Source organism: Gilvimarinus chinensis DSM 19667 (genome assembly GCF_000377745.1).
In the GTDB taxonomy this organism is placed as follows: domain Bacteria; phylum Pseudomonadota; class Gammaproteobacteria; order Pseudomonadales; family Cellvibrionaceae; genus Gilvimarinus; species Gilvimarinus chinensis.
Genome location: NZ_KB898711.1, coordinates 108,901 through 126,345 on the forward strand (window position 1 = coordinate 108,901; position 17,445 = coordinate 126,345).

13 protein-coding genes and 4 tRNA genes are annotated in these 17,445 nt (G+C 49.0%); 12 read left to right on the plus strand and 5 right to left on the minus strand.

Annotated elements, in window-relative coordinates:
- Positions 1-50: 50 nt before the first annotated feature.
- The 8 genes from D568_RS0115190 to D568_RS0115225 all read left to right on the plus strand — a co-directional run bounded on the left by D568_RS0115190 (position 51) and on the right by D568_RS0115225 (position 4,235).
- Positions 51-127: transfer RNA gene (locus D568_RS0115190), tRNA-Pro, on the plus strand.
- 38 nt (positions 128-165) lie between these two features.
- Positions 166-242, plus strand: a tRNA-Arg gene (locus D568_RS0115195).
- Between the two features lie 81 nt (positions 243-323).
- A tRNA-His gene (locus tag D568_RS0115200) sits at positions 324-399 on the plus strand.
- A gap of 114 nt (positions 400-513) precedes the next feature.
- Positions 514-1,365 (plus strand): bifunctional methylenetetrahydrofolate dehydrogenase/methenyltetrahydrofolate cyclohydrolase FolD, encoded by an 852-nt coding sequence (gene folD, locus D568_RS0115205; protein WP_026287080.1) that lies wholly within the window; start codon positions 514-516, stop codon positions 1,363-1,365.
- Between the two features lie 25 nt (positions 1,366-1,390).
- A complete protein-coding gene (locus tag D568_RS21190) occupies positions 1,391-1,708 on the plus strand; it encodes a hypothetical protein (RefSeq protein WP_020210462.1) in 318 nt (105 codons plus the stop codon).
- 13 nt (positions 1,709-1,721) lie between these two features.
- Positions 1,722-2,492 (plus strand): pseudouridine synthase, encoded by a 771-nt coding sequence (locus D568_RS0115215; RefSeq protein ID WP_245551645.1) that lies wholly within the window; start codon positions 1,722-1,724, stop codon positions 2,490-2,492.
- 2 nt (positions 2,493-2,494) lie between these two features.
- Positions 2,495-3,199 carry a pseudouridine synthase gene (locus D568_RS0115220; RefSeq protein ID WP_020210464.1) on the plus strand — a complete coding sequence of 235 codons (705 nt, stop codon included), beginning with the start codon at positions 2,495-2,497 and terminating at the stop codon, positions 3,197-3,199.
- Entirely contained in the window at positions 3,192-4,235 is a 1,044-nt protein-coding gene (locus D568_RS0115225) for a class I SAM-dependent methyltransferase (RefSeq protein ID WP_020210465.1), read from the plus strand. Before D568_RS0115220 ends, D568_RS0115225 begins: the two co-directional genes overlap by 8 nt.
- Positions 4,236-4,243: 8 nt before the next feature.
- Here the strand turns inward: D568_RS0115225 and D568_RS21195 are convergent, their stop codons facing one another.
- Both D568_RS21195 and D568_RS0115235 read right to left on the minus strand, forming a co-directional pair.
- Positions 4,244-4,969: a spermidine synthase gene (locus D568_RS21195; RefSeq protein ID WP_020210466.1), complete on the minus strand. Its 726-nt coding sequence runs from the start codon at positions 4,967-4,969 to the stop codon at positions 4,244-4,246.
- Positions 4,966-5,574: a DNA-J related domain-containing protein gene (locus D568_RS0115235; RefSeq protein WP_020210467.1), complete on the minus strand. Its 609-nt coding sequence runs from the start codon at positions 5,572-5,574 to the stop codon at positions 4,966-4,968. The genes D568_RS21195 and D568_RS0115235 overlap by 4 nt, the downstream gene beginning before the upstream one ends.
- Before the next feature lie 222 nt (positions 5,575-5,796).
- Between D568_RS0115235 and D568_RS0115240 the strand changes: the two genes are divergently transcribed.
- From D568_RS0115240 to D568_RS0115255, 4 genes are all read left to right on the plus strand, one after another.
- Positions 5,797-5,872, plus strand: a tRNA-Asn gene (locus tag D568_RS0115240).
- 113 nt (positions 5,873-5,985) lie between these two features.
- On the plus strand, positions 5,986-6,267 hold the full coding sequence (ppnP, locus tag D568_RS0115245) for a pyrimidine/purine nucleoside phosphorylase (RefSeq protein WP_020210468.1): 282 nt from the start codon (positions 5,986-5,988) through the stop codon (positions 6,265-6,267).
- A gap of 373 nt (positions 6,268-6,640) precedes the next feature.
- Entirely contained in the window at positions 6,641-8,089 is a 1,449-nt protein-coding gene (locus D568_RS0115250) for a polysaccharide lyase family 7 protein (RefSeq protein ID WP_020210469.1), read from the plus strand.
- Between the two features lie 368 nt (positions 8,090-8,457).
- A complete protein-coding gene (locus D568_RS0115255; protein WP_020210470.1) occupies positions 8,458-11,502 on the plus strand; it encodes a TonB-dependent receptor in 3,045 nt (1,014 codons plus the stop codon).
- A gap of 587 nt (positions 11,503-12,089) precedes the next feature.
- On the opposite strand, the gene D568_RS0115260 is transcribed toward D568_RS0115255, so the two are convergent.
- From D568_RS0115260 to D568_RS20350, 3 genes are all read right to left on the minus strand, one after another.
- Positions 12,090-13,886: a VCBS domain-containing protein gene (locus tag D568_RS0115260; RefSeq protein ID WP_020210471.1), complete on the minus strand. Its 1,797-nt coding sequence runs from the start codon at positions 13,884-13,886 to the stop codon at positions 12,090-12,092.
- Between the two features lie 772 nt (positions 13,887-14,658).
- Positions 14,659-15,756, minus strand: a complete 1,098-nt coding sequence (locus D568_RS0115265; protein ID WP_020210472.1) for a polysaccharide lyase family 7 protein — start codon at positions 15,754-15,756, stop codon at positions 14,659-14,661.
- The gene (locus D568_RS20350) at positions 15,753-17,438 is read right to left on the minus strand and encodes a fructose-bisphosphatase class III (protein WP_051084078.1); all 1,686 of its coding nucleotides are present in this window, start codon (positions 17,436-17,438) and stop codon (positions 15,753-15,755) included. The genes D568_RS0115265 and D568_RS20350 overlap by 4 nt, the downstream gene beginning before the upstream one ends.
- Positions 17,439-17,445 lie beyond the last annotated feature (7 nt).

The following is a 17,445-nucleotide window of genomic DNA, read 5'->3' on the forward strand; positions in this document are numbered from 1 at the left end:
AGTGCATGGGTATTATGCGCACCTCCTGAAACGTGGTCACCACGAAACGGCGGAGTGTAGCGCAGCCTGGTAGCGCGTCTGCTTTGGGAGCAGAATGTCGGGGGTTCGAATCCCTCCACTCCGACCATTTTTTTACCGAACCTGCAAGGTTCAAGATTCAGCCATGCGCCCGTAGCTCAGCTGGATAGAGCATCCGCCTTCTAAGCGGATGGTCGCAGGTTCGAGTCCTGCCGGGCGTGCCATCCTGGCTCACCCCGGGATTGACCAGCATCAGGAATTACACACGTATAACGTCCCGCCCGATTAGGGACAACGCCATAATGGTGGCTGTAGCTCAGTTGGTAGAGCCCTGGATTGTGATTCCAGTCGTCGGGGGTTCAAGTCCCCTCAGCCACCCCATTTTCCCGCATTAATTTTAACGTTTTCAGCCTTGGCGAGACCCTTCCGCTATGGGAAAATGCCGCTCTTGATTCACCCTATCTCTTTCTGACACTTAAAAGGTATTTGCCCTTCATGTCTGCACTGATTCTCGATGGCAAGGCCCTGGCCGCCAAAACCGAACAGGAACTGTCCGCCCGCGTTGAAGCGATTAAAGCCGGTAGCGGCGGTCAAACGCCCATTCTCGCAACCATTTTAGTGGGCGATGATCCCGCCTCAGCGACTTACGTAAAAATGAAAGGCAACGCTTGCGAGCGCATCGGTATGCAATCGGTCAAGGTAGAGATGCCCAGCAGCACCACAACCGACGAGTTGCTGGCAAAAATTGACGAGCTTAACAGCGACGCCAATGTGCACGGCATTCTGCTTCAGCACCCAGTGCCAGAACAAATTGATGAACGCGCCTGCTTTGACGCCATCGCTCTGGAAAAAGACGTCGACGGTGTTACCTGTCTGGGCTTCGGTCGCATGAGCATGGGCGAGCAAGCCTACGGCTGCGCCACCCCGAAAGGCATTATGCGTTTACTGGAAGCTTACGATATCGAACTGTCAGGCAAACATGCCGTGGTTGTTGGCCGCAGCCCTATTTTGGGCAAACCCATGGCTATGATGCTGTTGGGCGCTAACGCCACCGTGACTATTTGCCACTCGCGCACCGAGAATCTTGAGGCGCACATAAAGCAAGCGGACATCGTCGTCGGCGCCGTTGGCCGCCCAGAATTTATTAAAGCCGATTGGATTAAAGACGGCGCCGTTGTGGTCGACGCAGGCTACCACCCAGGTGGCGTTGGCGATATTGAGCTTAAACCGTTAACCGAACGCGTTGCTGCCTACACTCCGGTCCCCGGCGGTGTTGGCCCCATGACCATTAACACATTGATTTACCAAACAGTAGACTCCGGCGAAAAGGCAATTGCCGGTCGTTAACGCTTACTACTCTTAAGGTCGAATTATGGAACGTCACCTTTTATGGATCGCACTAACTCTGGCAGCCAATGCCAGTGCCGATCACAATTATCAGTACGCCTGCCAATTGGATGGCGAAACCCGCGTGATCGAGGTAGCTTACTTGCTGCCCGATCAGGCGGTGCCCTGTGAAGTTCGTTATCAAAAAAATGGCGAGCAGGCCGAGGTGCTGTGGCGCGCCGATAACCAGGAAGGCTTTTGCGAAGGCAAAGCCAAGCAAATGGTCAAAGAACATGGCCAATGGGGCTTTGAGTGCGACACCAGCCAAGAGCCAGAAGGCTCTGTTTCAATGTCCTTATACTAAACCCTGCAGTGAAGTGAGCACGACTGTCCCGCACGACGAAAGACCACTGACGATTTTGTATCGCGACGATGATCTGGTCGCCATCAATAAACCCAGTGGTCTGCTGGTCCATCGCAGCCCCATCGACAAACACGAAACCCGTTTTGCCATTCAGCTGCTGCGCGATCAAATTGGCCAGCGTGTTTACCCTCTGCACCGGCTGGACAAACCCACCTCAGGGGTTTTGTTGTTTGCCCTGTCACCCGAAATCGCAAGCCAAATGCGCATACAGTGGGAAAACGGTCTCGTGCAAAAAGACTACCTGGCAGTGGTACGCGGATACGGCCCGGAACGCTTGCATCTGGATTATCCGCTAAAGTACCAGCGCGACAGTCTGGGTGATGCCGACAAAAGCGACAGCCCTCTGCAAGAAGCCATCACCGATTTTTCTCGACTTGCGTGCATTGAAATTCCCCATTGCGTCGACCGTTACCCGCAAAGTCGTTACAGCCTAATGCACTGCCAACCCCGCACCGGGCGCAAGCATCAACTCAGGCGGCACCTTAAACATTTAAGCCACCCCATTATCGGTGACCCCAAACACGGTAAGAGTGTTCACAACCATTTTTTTGCCCGTCAGTTTGGTGCCGACCGCCTGTTACTGGCCGCTACCGAGCTTACAGTGCACCATCCCAAAACCGCCGAAGTTTTGAGTATCAACGCCCCTTTAGAGGGTCGCTACGCCAAGTTAGTGCGTACTTTTAACTGGCAACACCAGATTCCCTCTCGCTGGCTCAGCAATTAACCATGAGACTGGATAAGTTTGTTGCACACGCAACCCACCTGCCCCGCTCCGAGGTTAGAAAACGACTGAAGTCGGGAGCAGTCACGGTTAACGACACCAAAGAAAAACAAGCGGCCCGGCAATTAACCTTTGAGGATATTGTGCGTCTTCACGGAGAGATCCTTCACCTGCCCGAGCCTCGCTATTTTATGCTTCACAAGCCTCAGGGCTTAGTGTGCAGTAACCACGATGGCGAGCACCCCACTGTGCTGGATTGCCTAAACGAGCCCAACAAAGAAGCGCTGCAAATTGCAGGTCGCTTAGATATCGACACCACTGGACTGGTCTTGCTGACCGATGATGGTCAATGGAACCACCAGATCACTTCGCCCGCGCACCATAAAACCAAAACCTACCGGTTGCGCACGGCAGAGGCATTAACCCCAGATTTGCCCGCACGCTTTGCCGCTGGCATTCAACTGAAAGATGAATCTCGCCCCTGCCGCCCGGCCCAGCTAACACTGTTAGATGACTACACGGCGCGGTTAATCATCAGCGAAGGTAAATACCATCAAGTAAAGCGTATGCTCGCCGCCTGTGGCAATCGAGTCACCGAACTGCATCGCGAGGCCATTGGCGAGCTACAACTGGATACCAGCCTCAACGCTGGGCAATATCGCCACCTAACCTCAACCGAAGTCAAACAACTGAGCAGCAGCAATGAATGATCCCGCACTAACCTGGCTTATCGCACAACCAAGCACGGGCCTAAGTGTATGGCTTTGCGATGAACACTTTTACGGCGCCGAAAATTTTTTACCCAAAGGCGCTGACCATTTTTACGTGTGCAACCGCTACGACATTGTTCAACGGATGCACGCCGCCGGATTAAACGCCGTATTCAGCGACTTTGCGAACGCCGACCTACCCGACACTATCAACACGCTTTATTACCGTGTATCAAAAGAAAAGCCTGTGGTTCATCGCGCACTGAATATCGCCGCCAATAAACTTACGGATGGTGGCCGCCTGCACATCAGCGGCTTAAAAAACGAGGGGGCAAAAAATCACTTAGATAAGGCCGCGACTTTACTTGGTTGCACCAAAGCCACGCAGAAAAACGGGCTGGCTTACAGCGCGAGCCTGGTTCGGCAACAAGCCTCCCAGCAGACACTGGATGACAGCAACTACGCGCAGCTGCGCCCGATTGCAAAAGCGCCCCACCTGGCCAGTAAACCGGGGCAGTTCGGCTGGCAAAAAGTTGACCAAGGCAGCGAGTTTTTAATACAGACCCTGGCGGAACACGAGGCACTAGCACACACTCAATCACTGTTGGATTTAGGCTGCGGCTACGGTTTTCTAGCGTTAACCGCTTGCCGTCAATTATTGACTACCACATCGGTAAAGATCACCTTAACGGACAACAACGCTGCCGCGTTATTAAGTTCAGAGCATAATTGCAAACAGTTAGGGGTTAACGCAGAGGTCGTCGCCGCAGATTGCGGCAACCTGGTAAAAGATCGCTTTGACACACTGTTATGCAATCCACCTTTTCATCAAGGCTTTGGTCTTAGCCAGGATTTAACCGAGCGCTTTTTAAAAAGCGCCGCGCAGCACCTGCAGCCCGACGGCCATGCATGGTTTGTGGTGAACAGTTTTATTCCCGTAGAAGACAAAGCGAAGCCTTATTTCGCCCAGCAAACAACCGTCGCCAACAATAAACAGTTTAAGGTCATTCGCCTGACTCAGCCGCGCATAACTTAATCAATTCGCTAGAATGCCCGCGTAATATCAAGGCGGCTATCGAGCTTGGTGTTATAGACACAGAGCCGAGCTTCAAGAGTGTTGGCAAGATCACCGATAGCCGTCGAATAAAACGCCCCAAACACATTCTCATACTGGGACATCTGCAATCCATAACCGCTGGCAAAACCTGCTTTTAAGCGTTTTAGGCTTTGTTGATAGGCGCTCCGCGAGGCAAAATTCGCCAGCAATAAGCCGTCCGGCTCCAGGCGTTGCCTTAAGGTGGCGCACCAGTGAGGCGTCATTGGCTGAACCCTGCGGGGCTCACCTGCGTCGCCGACAAATAAATCATCAATAATCACATCAAATTTAGGGCCCCGGTAATACCGCATAAACGCTACCGCATCCGCCTCGTACAGGGACATACGAGCGCCGCGCACGCCAAAGTAACGCTGCGCCAGGCGCAAATGTGCCCGACTAATATCAATACCAATAATCAACGCCGAAGGGTAAAGCTGATTTAGTTTTCGGATTACCGCACCGCCCCCAACGCCCAGCACCAATACACGCTTAATACTGCTGGCGTGCTTGGCTAAACACGGTAACCACAGTAAATCCCACAGGCTGCCCTCCAACAGTTTTTGCGAGTGAAATTGACTGTGAAAAATACCGTTGGTGTACAAACGCAAGCTGCCGCCGGCACGGCGCACTTCGCAGACCTGCCCCCACTCGTCCACCTCCTGCGCGACAATCACAAGTTTTGACCTCGCGGCTGCAACACGGACATGGCCCAATTGATGTCCTGTAACTGCTCCGTATCGCCCCCACGGTCGGGGTGCACCTGCATCGCCAAGCGGCGATAGCGTTGCTTTATTTGCCCATAGTCCACCGGCTCTTCAAGCTGTAAAATTTCCAGGGCACGCAACCGATCACCCGAGGTTGACGAAACCCGACCAAATTGTCGCCAGAAATTATCCAGCAGCTCACTCACAGATGCATTCGTCGCCGCTTCAAAATGCTGCCAGTTTAAGTAGTACTCGCTCAGTCGAGCCTCCCGAGACGTCTCCACGGCGACACTGTCGGTTGATGGTGACGCCATTGCATAAACACGGACGTCTACCAAGCCGATATCCAGTCCCAGACGCTGTGACGCCAATTCGCGCTTTAGCGAATACAAGCCGTTAAAAAGTAGAAAGTGCGTCTGAAACAAACGCTGCGGGCCGTCATTAAAATTTTCTGCAATCAACCCCCGAGCTACCAACACTTTGATCAATGCATGTTCGGTGTAACAGTCGCCTGGCTCACACAATAGCTCACGCAAAGCACTGAGTAACGGATTGTCGGTTTTCTTTGCACTCATAAGGGCCTCAAAGGCGGTTTTATGGAAGCCCCCAGTATAGCCATAATGACCCTGAGCACTCCAACTGCAGCTTAGCTATCCCCTTGAATTGTATAGAGTTAATACAATGTGTAGGGTTTTTAAACGAACCTCTACTTTTCTTCTATTTTTTTTACATCAGGGGTTGACCAACTCAGGATCGCTCTATAATATGCGCACCACTTCCACAGAGGAAGTCACAGTTCCGCCTTAGCTCAGTTGGTAGAGCAAATGACTGTTAATCATTGGGTCGCTGGTTCGAGCCCAGCAGGCGGAGCCAAATAAAGATGAAAGGGCTACTCAGAAATGGGTAGCCCTTTTTTCGTTGCGCAACATAAAACTGCAGATAACCTCTGCGCTTCAACACCATTTACGAAACATAAGGGCCCAGGCATGTTCAATGTAAACAGCTACTTCGACGGCAATGTTGCCTCTATCGCTTTTGAAGGCGAAAAACTTCCCGCCACCGTAGGGGTAATGGCTCCTGGGGACTATGAGTTTGGCACCAGCCAAAAAGAATACATGTCGGTCATCAGCGGTGCCTTAACCGTAAAACTGCCAGGCTCACAAGAGTGGATTACCTTCCAGGCCGGTGAAAAGTTCGAAGTCGAAGCCAACCAGAAATTTGCGGTAAAAGTAACATCGGACACCGCCTACCTCTGCCTGTACGAATAAACCTGTCACTCCAGCTCAAAAGATGGGGAGCAACGGCAATATCCGCTCCCCTCTCCTTCCTTTATCACTGCCTTAACCTCTGCGTAAAATCGAATAATAAAACTCTACACTCAGGTGTTTAATCTGTACGCACACGCGCACCCACACCGATTACAAATTGGTTTACATATTGGTGTGAGCCGCTATAGAATTCTCAGGCCGCTCATAAAACCATAAATTGTATACGGCTATAAATGAGTCATCTCATACCCTGCGGAACAGTACAAACCGTTAAGCTTAATGAAAGCTCCAACTGGATGCGCCTAGAAAGATCCGTGTATTTATCTGGAGCGAGATAACAAAACACCCCCTGCATGACATTTTGGAGCTCTAAATGCCAACTCTAAACCTCCCGCTTCGCCCTCACACCTTTTTGCTAGCTCTGACCTTTGGCACTCTTGCGGCCTGCTCCGGATCGTCAAACACGAACGAGTCCACAAGCTCATCCTCATCGCAATCGTCTCAACCTGAGCCACCACCAAACACGGCGAGCTGCTCAACCTCTACAGCCTTAATAATTGACGCCGCCACCGACGACGGAACTCATGACGACCTCGGCCCGGAAAACGCGATTGATTACAATCTGTCAGCAAACTCACGCTGGTCATCACTCGGCGACGGAAAGTCCCTCACACTCGACCTGGGAACGATCGCTTCAATCACCGATATTAAAACGGCCTGGTATGTCACCAGCGGCCAAACAGCGTATTACGAACTCGAAGCCTCTACCGACGCCGAATCCTGGAGCACCCTAGAAGCCAACGGCCAAGCGACGACTGACGACTTTAAGTCAGACACCTTTGATGAAACCAAGGCCCGCTACATTCGAATTATTGGTCGCGGCAACTCTGAAAATGCCTGGAATAATTTAATAGAAGTGGAGGTTTACGGTTGCGACGGCCTAGAAACAGCCACCGCCTCACCATTGGGCCCCCTGTCCATTGGCGAGCTCTCAGCAGGCGAGCCCCCAGCCAACAATTTTGATCTTTCACGCTGGTATTTAAGCATCCCCACAGATGAAGACAATAATGGCAGAGCCGACAGCATAAAAGAGAACGACCTGAACAATGGTTACGAAAACCCAAATTATTTTTACACCAACGACAAAGGCGGGATGGTTTTTAGGGTTTACCCTACAGGCTATAAAACCTCGACAAACACCAATTACACACGTACTGAATTGCGCGAAATGTTAAGAGCGGGCAACACCCAAATAAGCACCCAAGGCGTAAATGCCAACAACTGGGTTTTTGGCAGCGCTCCAGAAGCTGACAGAGCTGCCGCCGGGGGTATTGATGGAACACTAAGAGCGACTCTGGCGGTGAACCGAGTGTCTACCAGCGGCGAACAATATCAGATTGGCCGCGTTATTATTGGTCAAATTCATGCTAATGACGACGAACCGATTCGCCTTTACTACCGAAAACTACCAAACAACAGTAAAGGAAGCCTTTATTTTGCGCACGAAATAAAAGGCGGTGATGATACCTGGCACAGCTTAATCGGTAGCCGTTCAGATAATGCCGCCAACCCTGCCGATGGTATAGCGTTAAACGAAACCTTCAGCTACGAAATAAACGTTCGCGGCAATACGCTACACGCTTATATCTACCGGGAAGGACAGCCTACCGTCGTCAAAACCCTAAGCATGGCTGATAGTGGGTATGACGAGGGAGGCCAATATATGTATTTTAAAGCCGGTGCCTATAACCAAAATAACAGTGGAGATGATGACGACTACACCGAAGTCACCTTTTACGCCTTAGAAGCCACCCACAATTAAACGGTATACCGCTTTGCCATTGGGTTTATAACCAATAGGCAAAGCGGTACTCACCCTAAACGCCATGAAGGGCGGCTCTAATATTTGGTCAACCAATTAAAGCCAGCCCTCTAAAGCCATTTAAATTATCCTGCTAATCCTCTGATTTTATTAGCCTTCCTTTATTATTCCAAAAGCAATGTCCGCCTAACGTGAAGGGCGCCAAAAAAAGACAGCCAAGCTTTCCGGCCAAATTAGGGAACTTTTCCAGTTAACCCCTTGCACTTACCTGTCACTTTGGTTGACAATATAATCTGCCAATTACAGACAAATTGGGCGCCAATAGGCGTTTACCCAAATATCAACAATAACGGGCCCTGGAGGATAGAATGCGAAATAACAATAAATTCGCTCAAGATTCATCGCGCATGCGCAGTTTCAACCGATCCATTCTGGTTAGTGCTATAGCCGCAATATCTTATACCGGCATGGCGCAAGCTCAGGATTCATCGGACGAAATGCTTGCACTTGAAGAAGTTGTGGTACAAGGCACACGCGCCACGATTCAAACAACCATTGATATTAAACGTAACTCCACCACCATCGTAGACGGTATGTCCGCCAACGATATTGGGGACATGCCAGCCTTGTCCATCGGTGAAGCACTGGAGTCTATTACCGGCGCGTCTTCACACCGTGAAAATGGTGGCGCCACAGAAATCTCGATTCGAGGCTTAGGCCCTTATTTGAGTGCCACTACATTTAACGGTCGTAACGCCACTAACGGTAGCGGCGATCGCTCCGTTAACTTTTCTCAATTTCCATCCGAATTGATTAACAAACTGGCCATTTACAAAACGCAAGACGCCAGCTTAATCGAAGGCGGTGTAGCCGGTCTTATTGCTCTGGAAACGGTTAAACCTCTGGATTTTGATAAGCGACGTTTACAGGTAGAGGCCAAAGCCGGCTTTCAACCCAATCAGCAGAACATTGAAGATTCAATGTCGGGCGACGTAGGCTTTCGCGGCAGTGCGAGTTATGTTGATCAGTTCGAGTTTGATAACGGCTCTGCCTTGGGCATCTCATTGGGTTATGAACAAAGCGACATTGCGCAACCCGAATCCGAGATGCGCGCCTCCAGTCCCAGCGGTACATCGCTGTTTGCCTGTATCAATGACCCCAGTGTAACCGACCGCGGGTATTACCTCAGTTCTGCAGGCGACTGTGAAGACCCAACCACAGGCCCCTCCAACTCTGGCGATTACAATACTGAAATCAACCCAGAAACAGGAGAAGCCTACGACGCAGGCAAAAGTTACGCGTTTGCGCCCAGCTCTAACAGCTATCGTCAGAACGACACCTCTGACGAGCGGGAAGCTTTTTTCGCGGCCATTCAGTTTCAACCAAATGATCGCACCGATATTAATATCGACTACCAGACATCAGAGCGTATTCAGGCCGAAAAGCGTCACGATTTGAACTTTGCCAACCAAAAACGTACGACGCCCGGCATTACCCCCGAAAACTTAGTGGTGTCTGATACCGGTGCCATTCACAACTGGGTGGGCGAAACCGCCATCGAGTCAAACAGTGAACTGTTCCGCCGCGATGAAGATTACGAAGGTTACGGCATCAACATCGCCTATGACATCACCGACGACTTTACCGTGTCGGCCGATTACGCCTTCTCCGAGACTAAGCGAGTCGAAAATCAAATTCTATTGCGCACGCAATCAGATGACCGCAATGTCTACGCTGAAGACATCTCGCAGTATCGCCCACTGGTGCAATGGGATACCGACTCCGGTATTCGTCAATACGAAATCACCGGCTTTGATGTTACCGACCACTCATTGTTCTCGGACCGTTATCGCGCCCGTATTGATAGCGATGTCGACCGCACAAACACCATTGAAGCATTCCGTGCTGACTTCGAGTGGCGTTTGGATGGCACCATCACCGCAGTGAAGGGTGGCGTTCGTCACTCAGAGCTGGAATATCTGGATATGGGGCCGACCGTTCGCAACGAATTTGAAGTCACCATTGGCGAATACGAGTTTTTATCCCAGGTGAATGAAACCTGCGCAATCGACTTCCCTGAAAGCGACTTTATGGGCTCAGAGCGTGACGGCGCCCTGTTCACCATTCTGGATGATCAAGGCAACATCGTTAAGGAAACCAACAGCTGGGCCACCTTCGATACCGCTTGTGCGGTTTCCATGCTGGCCGACCATACAGGCAACAGCATGGATTTCCCCGAGATGCCTGAGTCTTTGGCCAGCACCACTGACGTTACCGAAACCACAGATGCCGCTTACATCATGGCAGACTTTGACAGCCAGCTGTTCAACAAAACGGTACGCGGTAACTTTGGTGTTCGTGTCATTCAGACCGATGTCGAGTCCATCGGTTACCGCACACCCTACACCATTGAAACCTCTGATGAGGGCATTCTTTCACTGGTGCCAGTCGAAGGCGCAGATCTTGAACGCGTAGAAGCTGGTGGCGATTATACCGAGGTACTGCCCAGCATTAACGTGATTATGGACCTGAGCGAAGAGCTGATGTTACGCGGCGCGGTATACCGCGGTTTATCACGCCCCGAACCTGCAGACCTAAGCTATCAGCGTGGCTTTACGGTTAGCAGCGAAGAAGACATTACCGAGCTGGATGAGCTGATCCAGAATGTCAGCGGTGACGGCAACCCCAACTTGCAGCCTCTAACCTCTTGGAGCTTTGACGCTGCAATTGAATGGTATCCCAACCAGGACACCATGCTGGCCTTCGGCCTTTACCACAAAAAATTCCAAGGCGGTTTTGAAACCACTCGCACCACCGAAGAGTTTTTAATTGATGGTCAACTGGTGCCCGCTGATTTCGATTTAACCGAAACCAACGATGACACCAGCAATCTGACCGGTATTGAGATTACTGCGACTCACAACTTCTCGTATCTGCCCGGCTTCTTAAGTGGGTTTGGTGTAAAAGCCAGCTACAACTATGCCGATTCAGACTTTGAGTTTGAAGACAGCAACTACGGTGATGTGACCGTAACAGACGATGAAGGTAATGTGGTCTATCAAGCAGACGGTTTCCTGGAGCCTGCTAATGTCCCCGGTTTCTCGGACCATGTGTTCTCTGGGCAACTGTACTACTCGGCCGGTGATTTTGATGGCAGCTTGATTTACAAGTACCGCAGTGAATACTTCCAGCCCTACACGAGTAACGGCACACGCCTGCGCTTTGTGGGTGACACCGGTGTTTGGGAAGCGCGCATGTCTTACTACATCACTGACAATGTGCGTTTAAGTCTTGAGGGCATTAACCTATTTGATGAGCCCAAAAAGCAATACCATTATTCACGCGATTACTTAGGCGAACTGAACAGCTACGGCCCCCGCGTCTTTATGGGTGTAAAAGCTAAGTTCTTCTAATCTTACCCCTTCTGGCGGCCCACTCCGCCAGAAACCACTCGTGCCCGCCTTTGTGCGGGCTTTTTTGTCCCCCTACCCCCAACATTTTAAATAGACTGCCCTCCTTAGAAGATAGATCAAGACCACAATTTCGAGCGCTATAATAATCTCGTCACTGCTTATTGCTGGCTTTGCAATCTGTTTAACTTTACGACTCAGTTAACAAACCTTCCCTGCTTAAGTCACCCACCAACTCATTAAAGCCCCCTCCCTGTGCACCCTCAAGCCAGGTGATCGCTTAATCCACCCTTCCCTACAACACGCCTAAATCCTCTTTCATGAACAGCCAACTCACTATAAACGTTTAAATAAAAAGATTATTAGGCTTATTGAAAGCGATCAACTAAACCGCCAAAGCCAAGCAAGAAAACCCAAACCCAGTGACAATACGCAATTCGCTCAAAGACAAGAGAGTTGATAACCGGGAAAACAACAACCCGTAAACTAGAGCAAGAGAAAAAGAAGGAGAAAGAAGCGTGGGAGAGAATAAAAAGCTGCCCCCATAAAGGGGGCAGAAAGAGACAGTATAAAACAATTACAGGAAGTGATTACTCTTCAGCAATAACCACTTCTGCCGAGTTTGAATGGTAAACAGAGCTTGCGTTCACATCAGGATCAAGAGAGTCCCCAACCGCATAACTTTCAAAATCGTCTTCAAACACAACAGAAGTACCCGCTAAGTCGTCAAATAGTTTGACCTCATCAACATGATACGCAGCAGAAGGAATTGTCGAACCATTATCGCCAAGCTTAAAGATAGCGTATTCAACTCCGTTCATCACCTCGGCTGGAGAAGCAGAGGCCGATGCGAACGCATCCGTAGTGACACTGGTTCCATTAATGGTAACCGTTAATAAAGGGGTAACCTCAGCGCTAGCAGCAGAAGCGTCCCAAGTCATTTCAACTTCCGTCCACTCACCGGGTGTAAATGGGATGTCCACGGTTAAATCATCACGATCACGAATGGCGAACTTGTCAGCCTGGATTCGTAAATCAATCAAAGCATTACTCGTGCTGGTTGAAGACCCAAACAGACCAATATATGCATCCTTAGCCGAGCCATCTTCTGTAACTGCATTATCATCTTTAAGGAAGTAAACCGATAACTTCCCAGACTCAACAGCCGAATCCAACCGGTATCTGAGTTCACCAGCGTCATCAATCATGCTGTCCGTGATTTGGGCCATTTTATTGCCAGATGAACCTGGACCACTTTCATTACCCGAGCCACTGCCACCATCAGAGCCGGCAGTAACATTGGCAACGATCACTTCAGCGGTATTACTGTGGTATACCGAAGCATCATTTTCAGCGGGATCCAGAGACACGCCAACATCATAACTTTCAAAGTCATCTTCGAACGCAATATTAGCGCCTTCAATATCCGAATACACTTTTACGTTATCTACATAATAGGCACCTTTAGGAATAATCGAACCATTGTCACCTACTTTGAAGATCACAGCTTCCAAGCCATCCATAACGGTGGTAGGAATAGAAGAAGCCGAGGAGAAAGGTTCAGTGGTTACACTTACACCGTTGATGGTTACCGTGATCAAAGGCGTATTTTCAGCATCAGCTGCCGAGGCGTCCCATGTCATTTCTACGTCCGTCCACTCACCGGGAACAAACGGAATTTCTACTTCAATATCGTCACGATCACGAATAACGTACTTATCCGATTGAATTCGTAAATCAACCATAGCCTGGCTGGTACTGGTTGAAGAGCCGTAAATGCCAATGTAAGCATCTTTGGCTGCGCCATCTTCATCGACTACATTTTCATCTTTCAAGAAAGAAACGGTTAACTTACCTTTTTCAATGGCTTCATTGAATTTGTAGCGAAGCTCGCCGGCATCATCGAGCATATTATCGGTAATACGCGCCGCCTTTGTTGTTGTCAGAACAGTATCGGCCCCGGTAATAGTAATCTCTAAAATCGCGGTAGAGCCATCAACGGATTGAACCTCCACACTATCCACCACCGAATCTTCTGGCCCGGCTAACCCTGCAATTGTAGAGTCCTCGGTATCCAACTGGTAAACCCAGTTACCATCAGCAAGAATGGAAAAAGACCCATACATGGTGCTTTCATCGCTTAACGGCTCGAGAGCATCCTCGCCTGAGTCTGGATCAGTGATAACAATCGTCCCAGCCAACTCGGGGGTACTATTATTGGTGGCCGCGGTTAAATTACTAAAGGTTGCCGGGGTATTTTCTACGGGTGCAGAGCTTGAGCTAGAACCACCCGATGTATCGGGTACATCAAAAACATCATCGCCATCGCCACCACAGCCCGCTATCGTCACGGCTAATATAGACGCTGTTAACAGTTTTAATTTCATATTCTTGTATCCTTATTGTTCATTGGTGATTTGATACGTAGTCTTGCTTAAAACATTTTTTAAAAACTTAGTGCCCCTAACCCGTTGTACTAAAGGCTTACCGGTTCGTTTTACTTGGTATAACTGTATAACTCTTCATCCGTGACTCTTAATTAACAGAAATACTCACGAATCTTAAAAAGCTTCACTAAAATATGACGCTCAGCTATTAGCTGAGCCCTTACAAAATAAAACACTGCTCTATCACAACCCAACGGCATTCTCACGCGCGTTGCTGATTATTTCTCCTGAAAAAAATGGGCTTCTGGTGAAGCCCTTTAAACTGGGTAAGGTTTTAGTTCACCCATCGGAGAGGACCACCTACTCAGTGGTGCAAAAATGACCCAAAGGCCAATACGGGTTGCTATGGCAGCCAGCCATAGAAGTGCAGAATTCGTTAGTGACGGAAATACCTATCATTCTTTGACTCCCTATTTATGTTTATTTGTAGGAAAGCTCTCAGCCTGACTATATAAAGACCTTACCGAATTGACGACATCTTTGTCAACCGATTTGACAAGCGTTAATTAAACCGAATACTTAACCAATCTCGCAGAAAAGGAAAACTCTTCGTACAACGCTCTAAAGGGCTCCAGCATTTGCACCCCTGACCGGGAAACTCAATTAATTATTAGAACTACGCCCTTAATGAAAGGGATACCAGGCAGGAAAAGAGGTGAAGTAGCCGCTGTCGGCTTTTACTCCAGCAGCGGCGTTAAGCACGGAAGACTCGTTAATCTAAGGTAATTGATGAGAAGGTTGCCTGCACATAATGGCCATTTTGGAAGTCTTCCTCCCAATTACCGGTCCCCGCACATCCGGCGTACCACATCCCTTCTTGATCTTTGCTGCTGCATTGGTTGTAAGCCCCAGCTTTAAAGTAGAACCAATCCCCGCTATAGCCGCGAGGGTTGTCCAGCTCATCAACCTTACCATTGGGGTCAACATTATTAGAAAGGTCTATCGAATATTCGACTGTGGGTTTACCTTCAGCACTAAAGGTAAGGTTCATCACATTGCCATCCACATCGACGGTATAGCTGAAGACTTGATCTAATTTAACGCCTTGCTCAGCCGGATCTTTAGCAGAATCCCATAATTCACCCCACACAGGAAAGGCGATATCCGTACGATTTGGGTCATCACGCTCTAAATTACGTTCGTAAGTCCAAAAAACCGACCCAGTATCATGGTTTGGCCACTTTTTATAATAAATTTTCAACGGCTCGTTCCCATACCCGAAACCTTTTGCCATCGAATCGTCTTTACCCGCGTGGATTTGTCCAATCACCACTGAGAACGCGGGCTTTTTATTTGGGTTTTTAGCTTCAACCGCAACATGATTAACCGCTAATGTGGCGGACAAACGTCCCCCGACTGCACCATATTTTTTTGCCTTTGGATGTGCGGCAAGCACAAAGTTGTTACCTGGAGCTCGAGTCTTTGAGCCCTCAGGGTCTACCATCTGACGCAGCTCACTTCTTGTATTGGTAGAGTTAGCCGTTGTTATCGCTTTGTTAGGAGCAGCAAAAACAACATCGCCAAATTCATTAGCGTAAAAGAAGCGGGGCTCTAGTAATCGGCTGATATTAGGCGGCCCTACCTCATCAATTTTTCCATCTCGATTACTATCCATTGGCAAGGTTATTTTCCAATGAGACAAGTCCATTACAGAGCCTGGAATTCTTTTACCTTGCATATCATCGGCAGTAATCGCCTCTGACTTAGTCTGAGTTTGCCCCTGACAAGCGGTAAGCAAAGCAAACCCTGAAGCCATCAAAACCCGAACAACAGGCATACTACGCCTGGTCGTTTTAGTGTTTATTATCATTTTACTTCTCCTACTGCGTTGCTTCTTGTGAGTTCAAGTTGTTGAAAACATACTTGATTGTTACTTTCGGCGACTTTGAATAAATAGATGTTTGAACCGTGCTCTAGCATCACCATACCCGCCGCGCCTGTCGTATTTCGGTAAGCCTGTGCAAACCCACCATCAATACAGTACAACTTGCCGTTTGCCCGTTTTGGAGGCTCTCCCCGACGCAACTTTACCGGCACATGACCGTTGACCAACACACTGTGCCGATTTCCACTTAGCTCGAGGGCGATAGATTGTATAAAAGCCTCATCATCGCGCGCATCGAAATACGGGTTTTTTCCTTCCTGGTGGAAAGCTTTATCAGCGATAAAATAACGCTCGAAAGTCGTCATTTTTTGCCGCCCAAATAACGGGGATTTCGGCCCACACCATAAATACCATGCAATGTCTGAAAGGTACTGGCAGCTTAAACTGTTGCGACGCGAATAGGCTTTGCGCAGCTGTAACTCCAGCGCATCAAACAAAGCCCGACCTTTTAACGCACGGTTGTTGACTGTAAACGCAGCAGGCTCAAGTCCGTCATCAACCGGACAGCAGCCATGAAACAGAGTAAATTGATCGTCTGAAGCCAGCAGACTACCATTAGCAAATAAAAAATTAACGTGCTTTTGTAAACGTTCTGATCCGATAAACTGTTGCTTCAACGCTTCAATAACAAGCCACTCAGCTTCTGTAAGTGCCGAGGTAGAATCTTTATCGATGGTCGGGAAGTCCGTATCTACAAGCTCCGCAATCAGGCCATTCGACGAAAACGTACCCTGGAAAAAGTCTATATGTTGCAGAACCGCCCTATCGGCCATCGCAAAATTAGGGTTTCTTTCTATGATTTGCTCTTCAAGTTTGAACTGAATAATGGCAATCGCCTTATGCATTTTATCCCAAGGCAGTAAAGCACTGTTATTTTCTTCTGTTGCAAAACAACGGGTGTTTGAATTCGAGTAGCAAGATTGCGAGAACTCAGATAGCCCCTCAAGAGAAATGCCATAATCTTCCGTTAAAGTAGAGGTATCCCCATACTTTAGACATAAACGAACAACTGTTGCAATACAAGCTAAGGATCCTGAAGCAGCCCCCATCCATAGAACATCATGATTGCCCCATTGCACGTTTACAGCAGGCAAAACCTCTAACAGATCAAGTATATGCGCAGCTCCTGGCCCCCTATCATAAATATCACCAACAACATGCAACCGATAACTGATCAGAGATTTTACGGCTTTCGCAATATAACGGCATAACTGATCACGATCCTGATCGTCCAGTAAAGCAATGGCTTCACGGCGCTGCTCGTCCAACTTTCCCGTTATGGCGTACTCATCAATAATATTCAAAAACCAGCTACAACTGGCGAAAACCTCCACTCCGACGGGCCAAAAACGACGATCATGCTTAAAGCTCAACAACACTTCCATCATTGCCGTGAGATGTATGAAATGATCGGACGAGTCTAAAGAAGCCAGAGTTTCATTTAACAAATAATGACGTAAGGCCGCGATCGGAGCTTTAGGGTTTTTACTCACATGTTCACACAGCACCGCTTCAAGCAAGCCGAAACGTTGCTCGAGCAGCGCATCAAACATCTCACCTTGCCCATGTAAGTCCGATATAAATACTTTGGATGGCCGTGCTGACATCTACGAA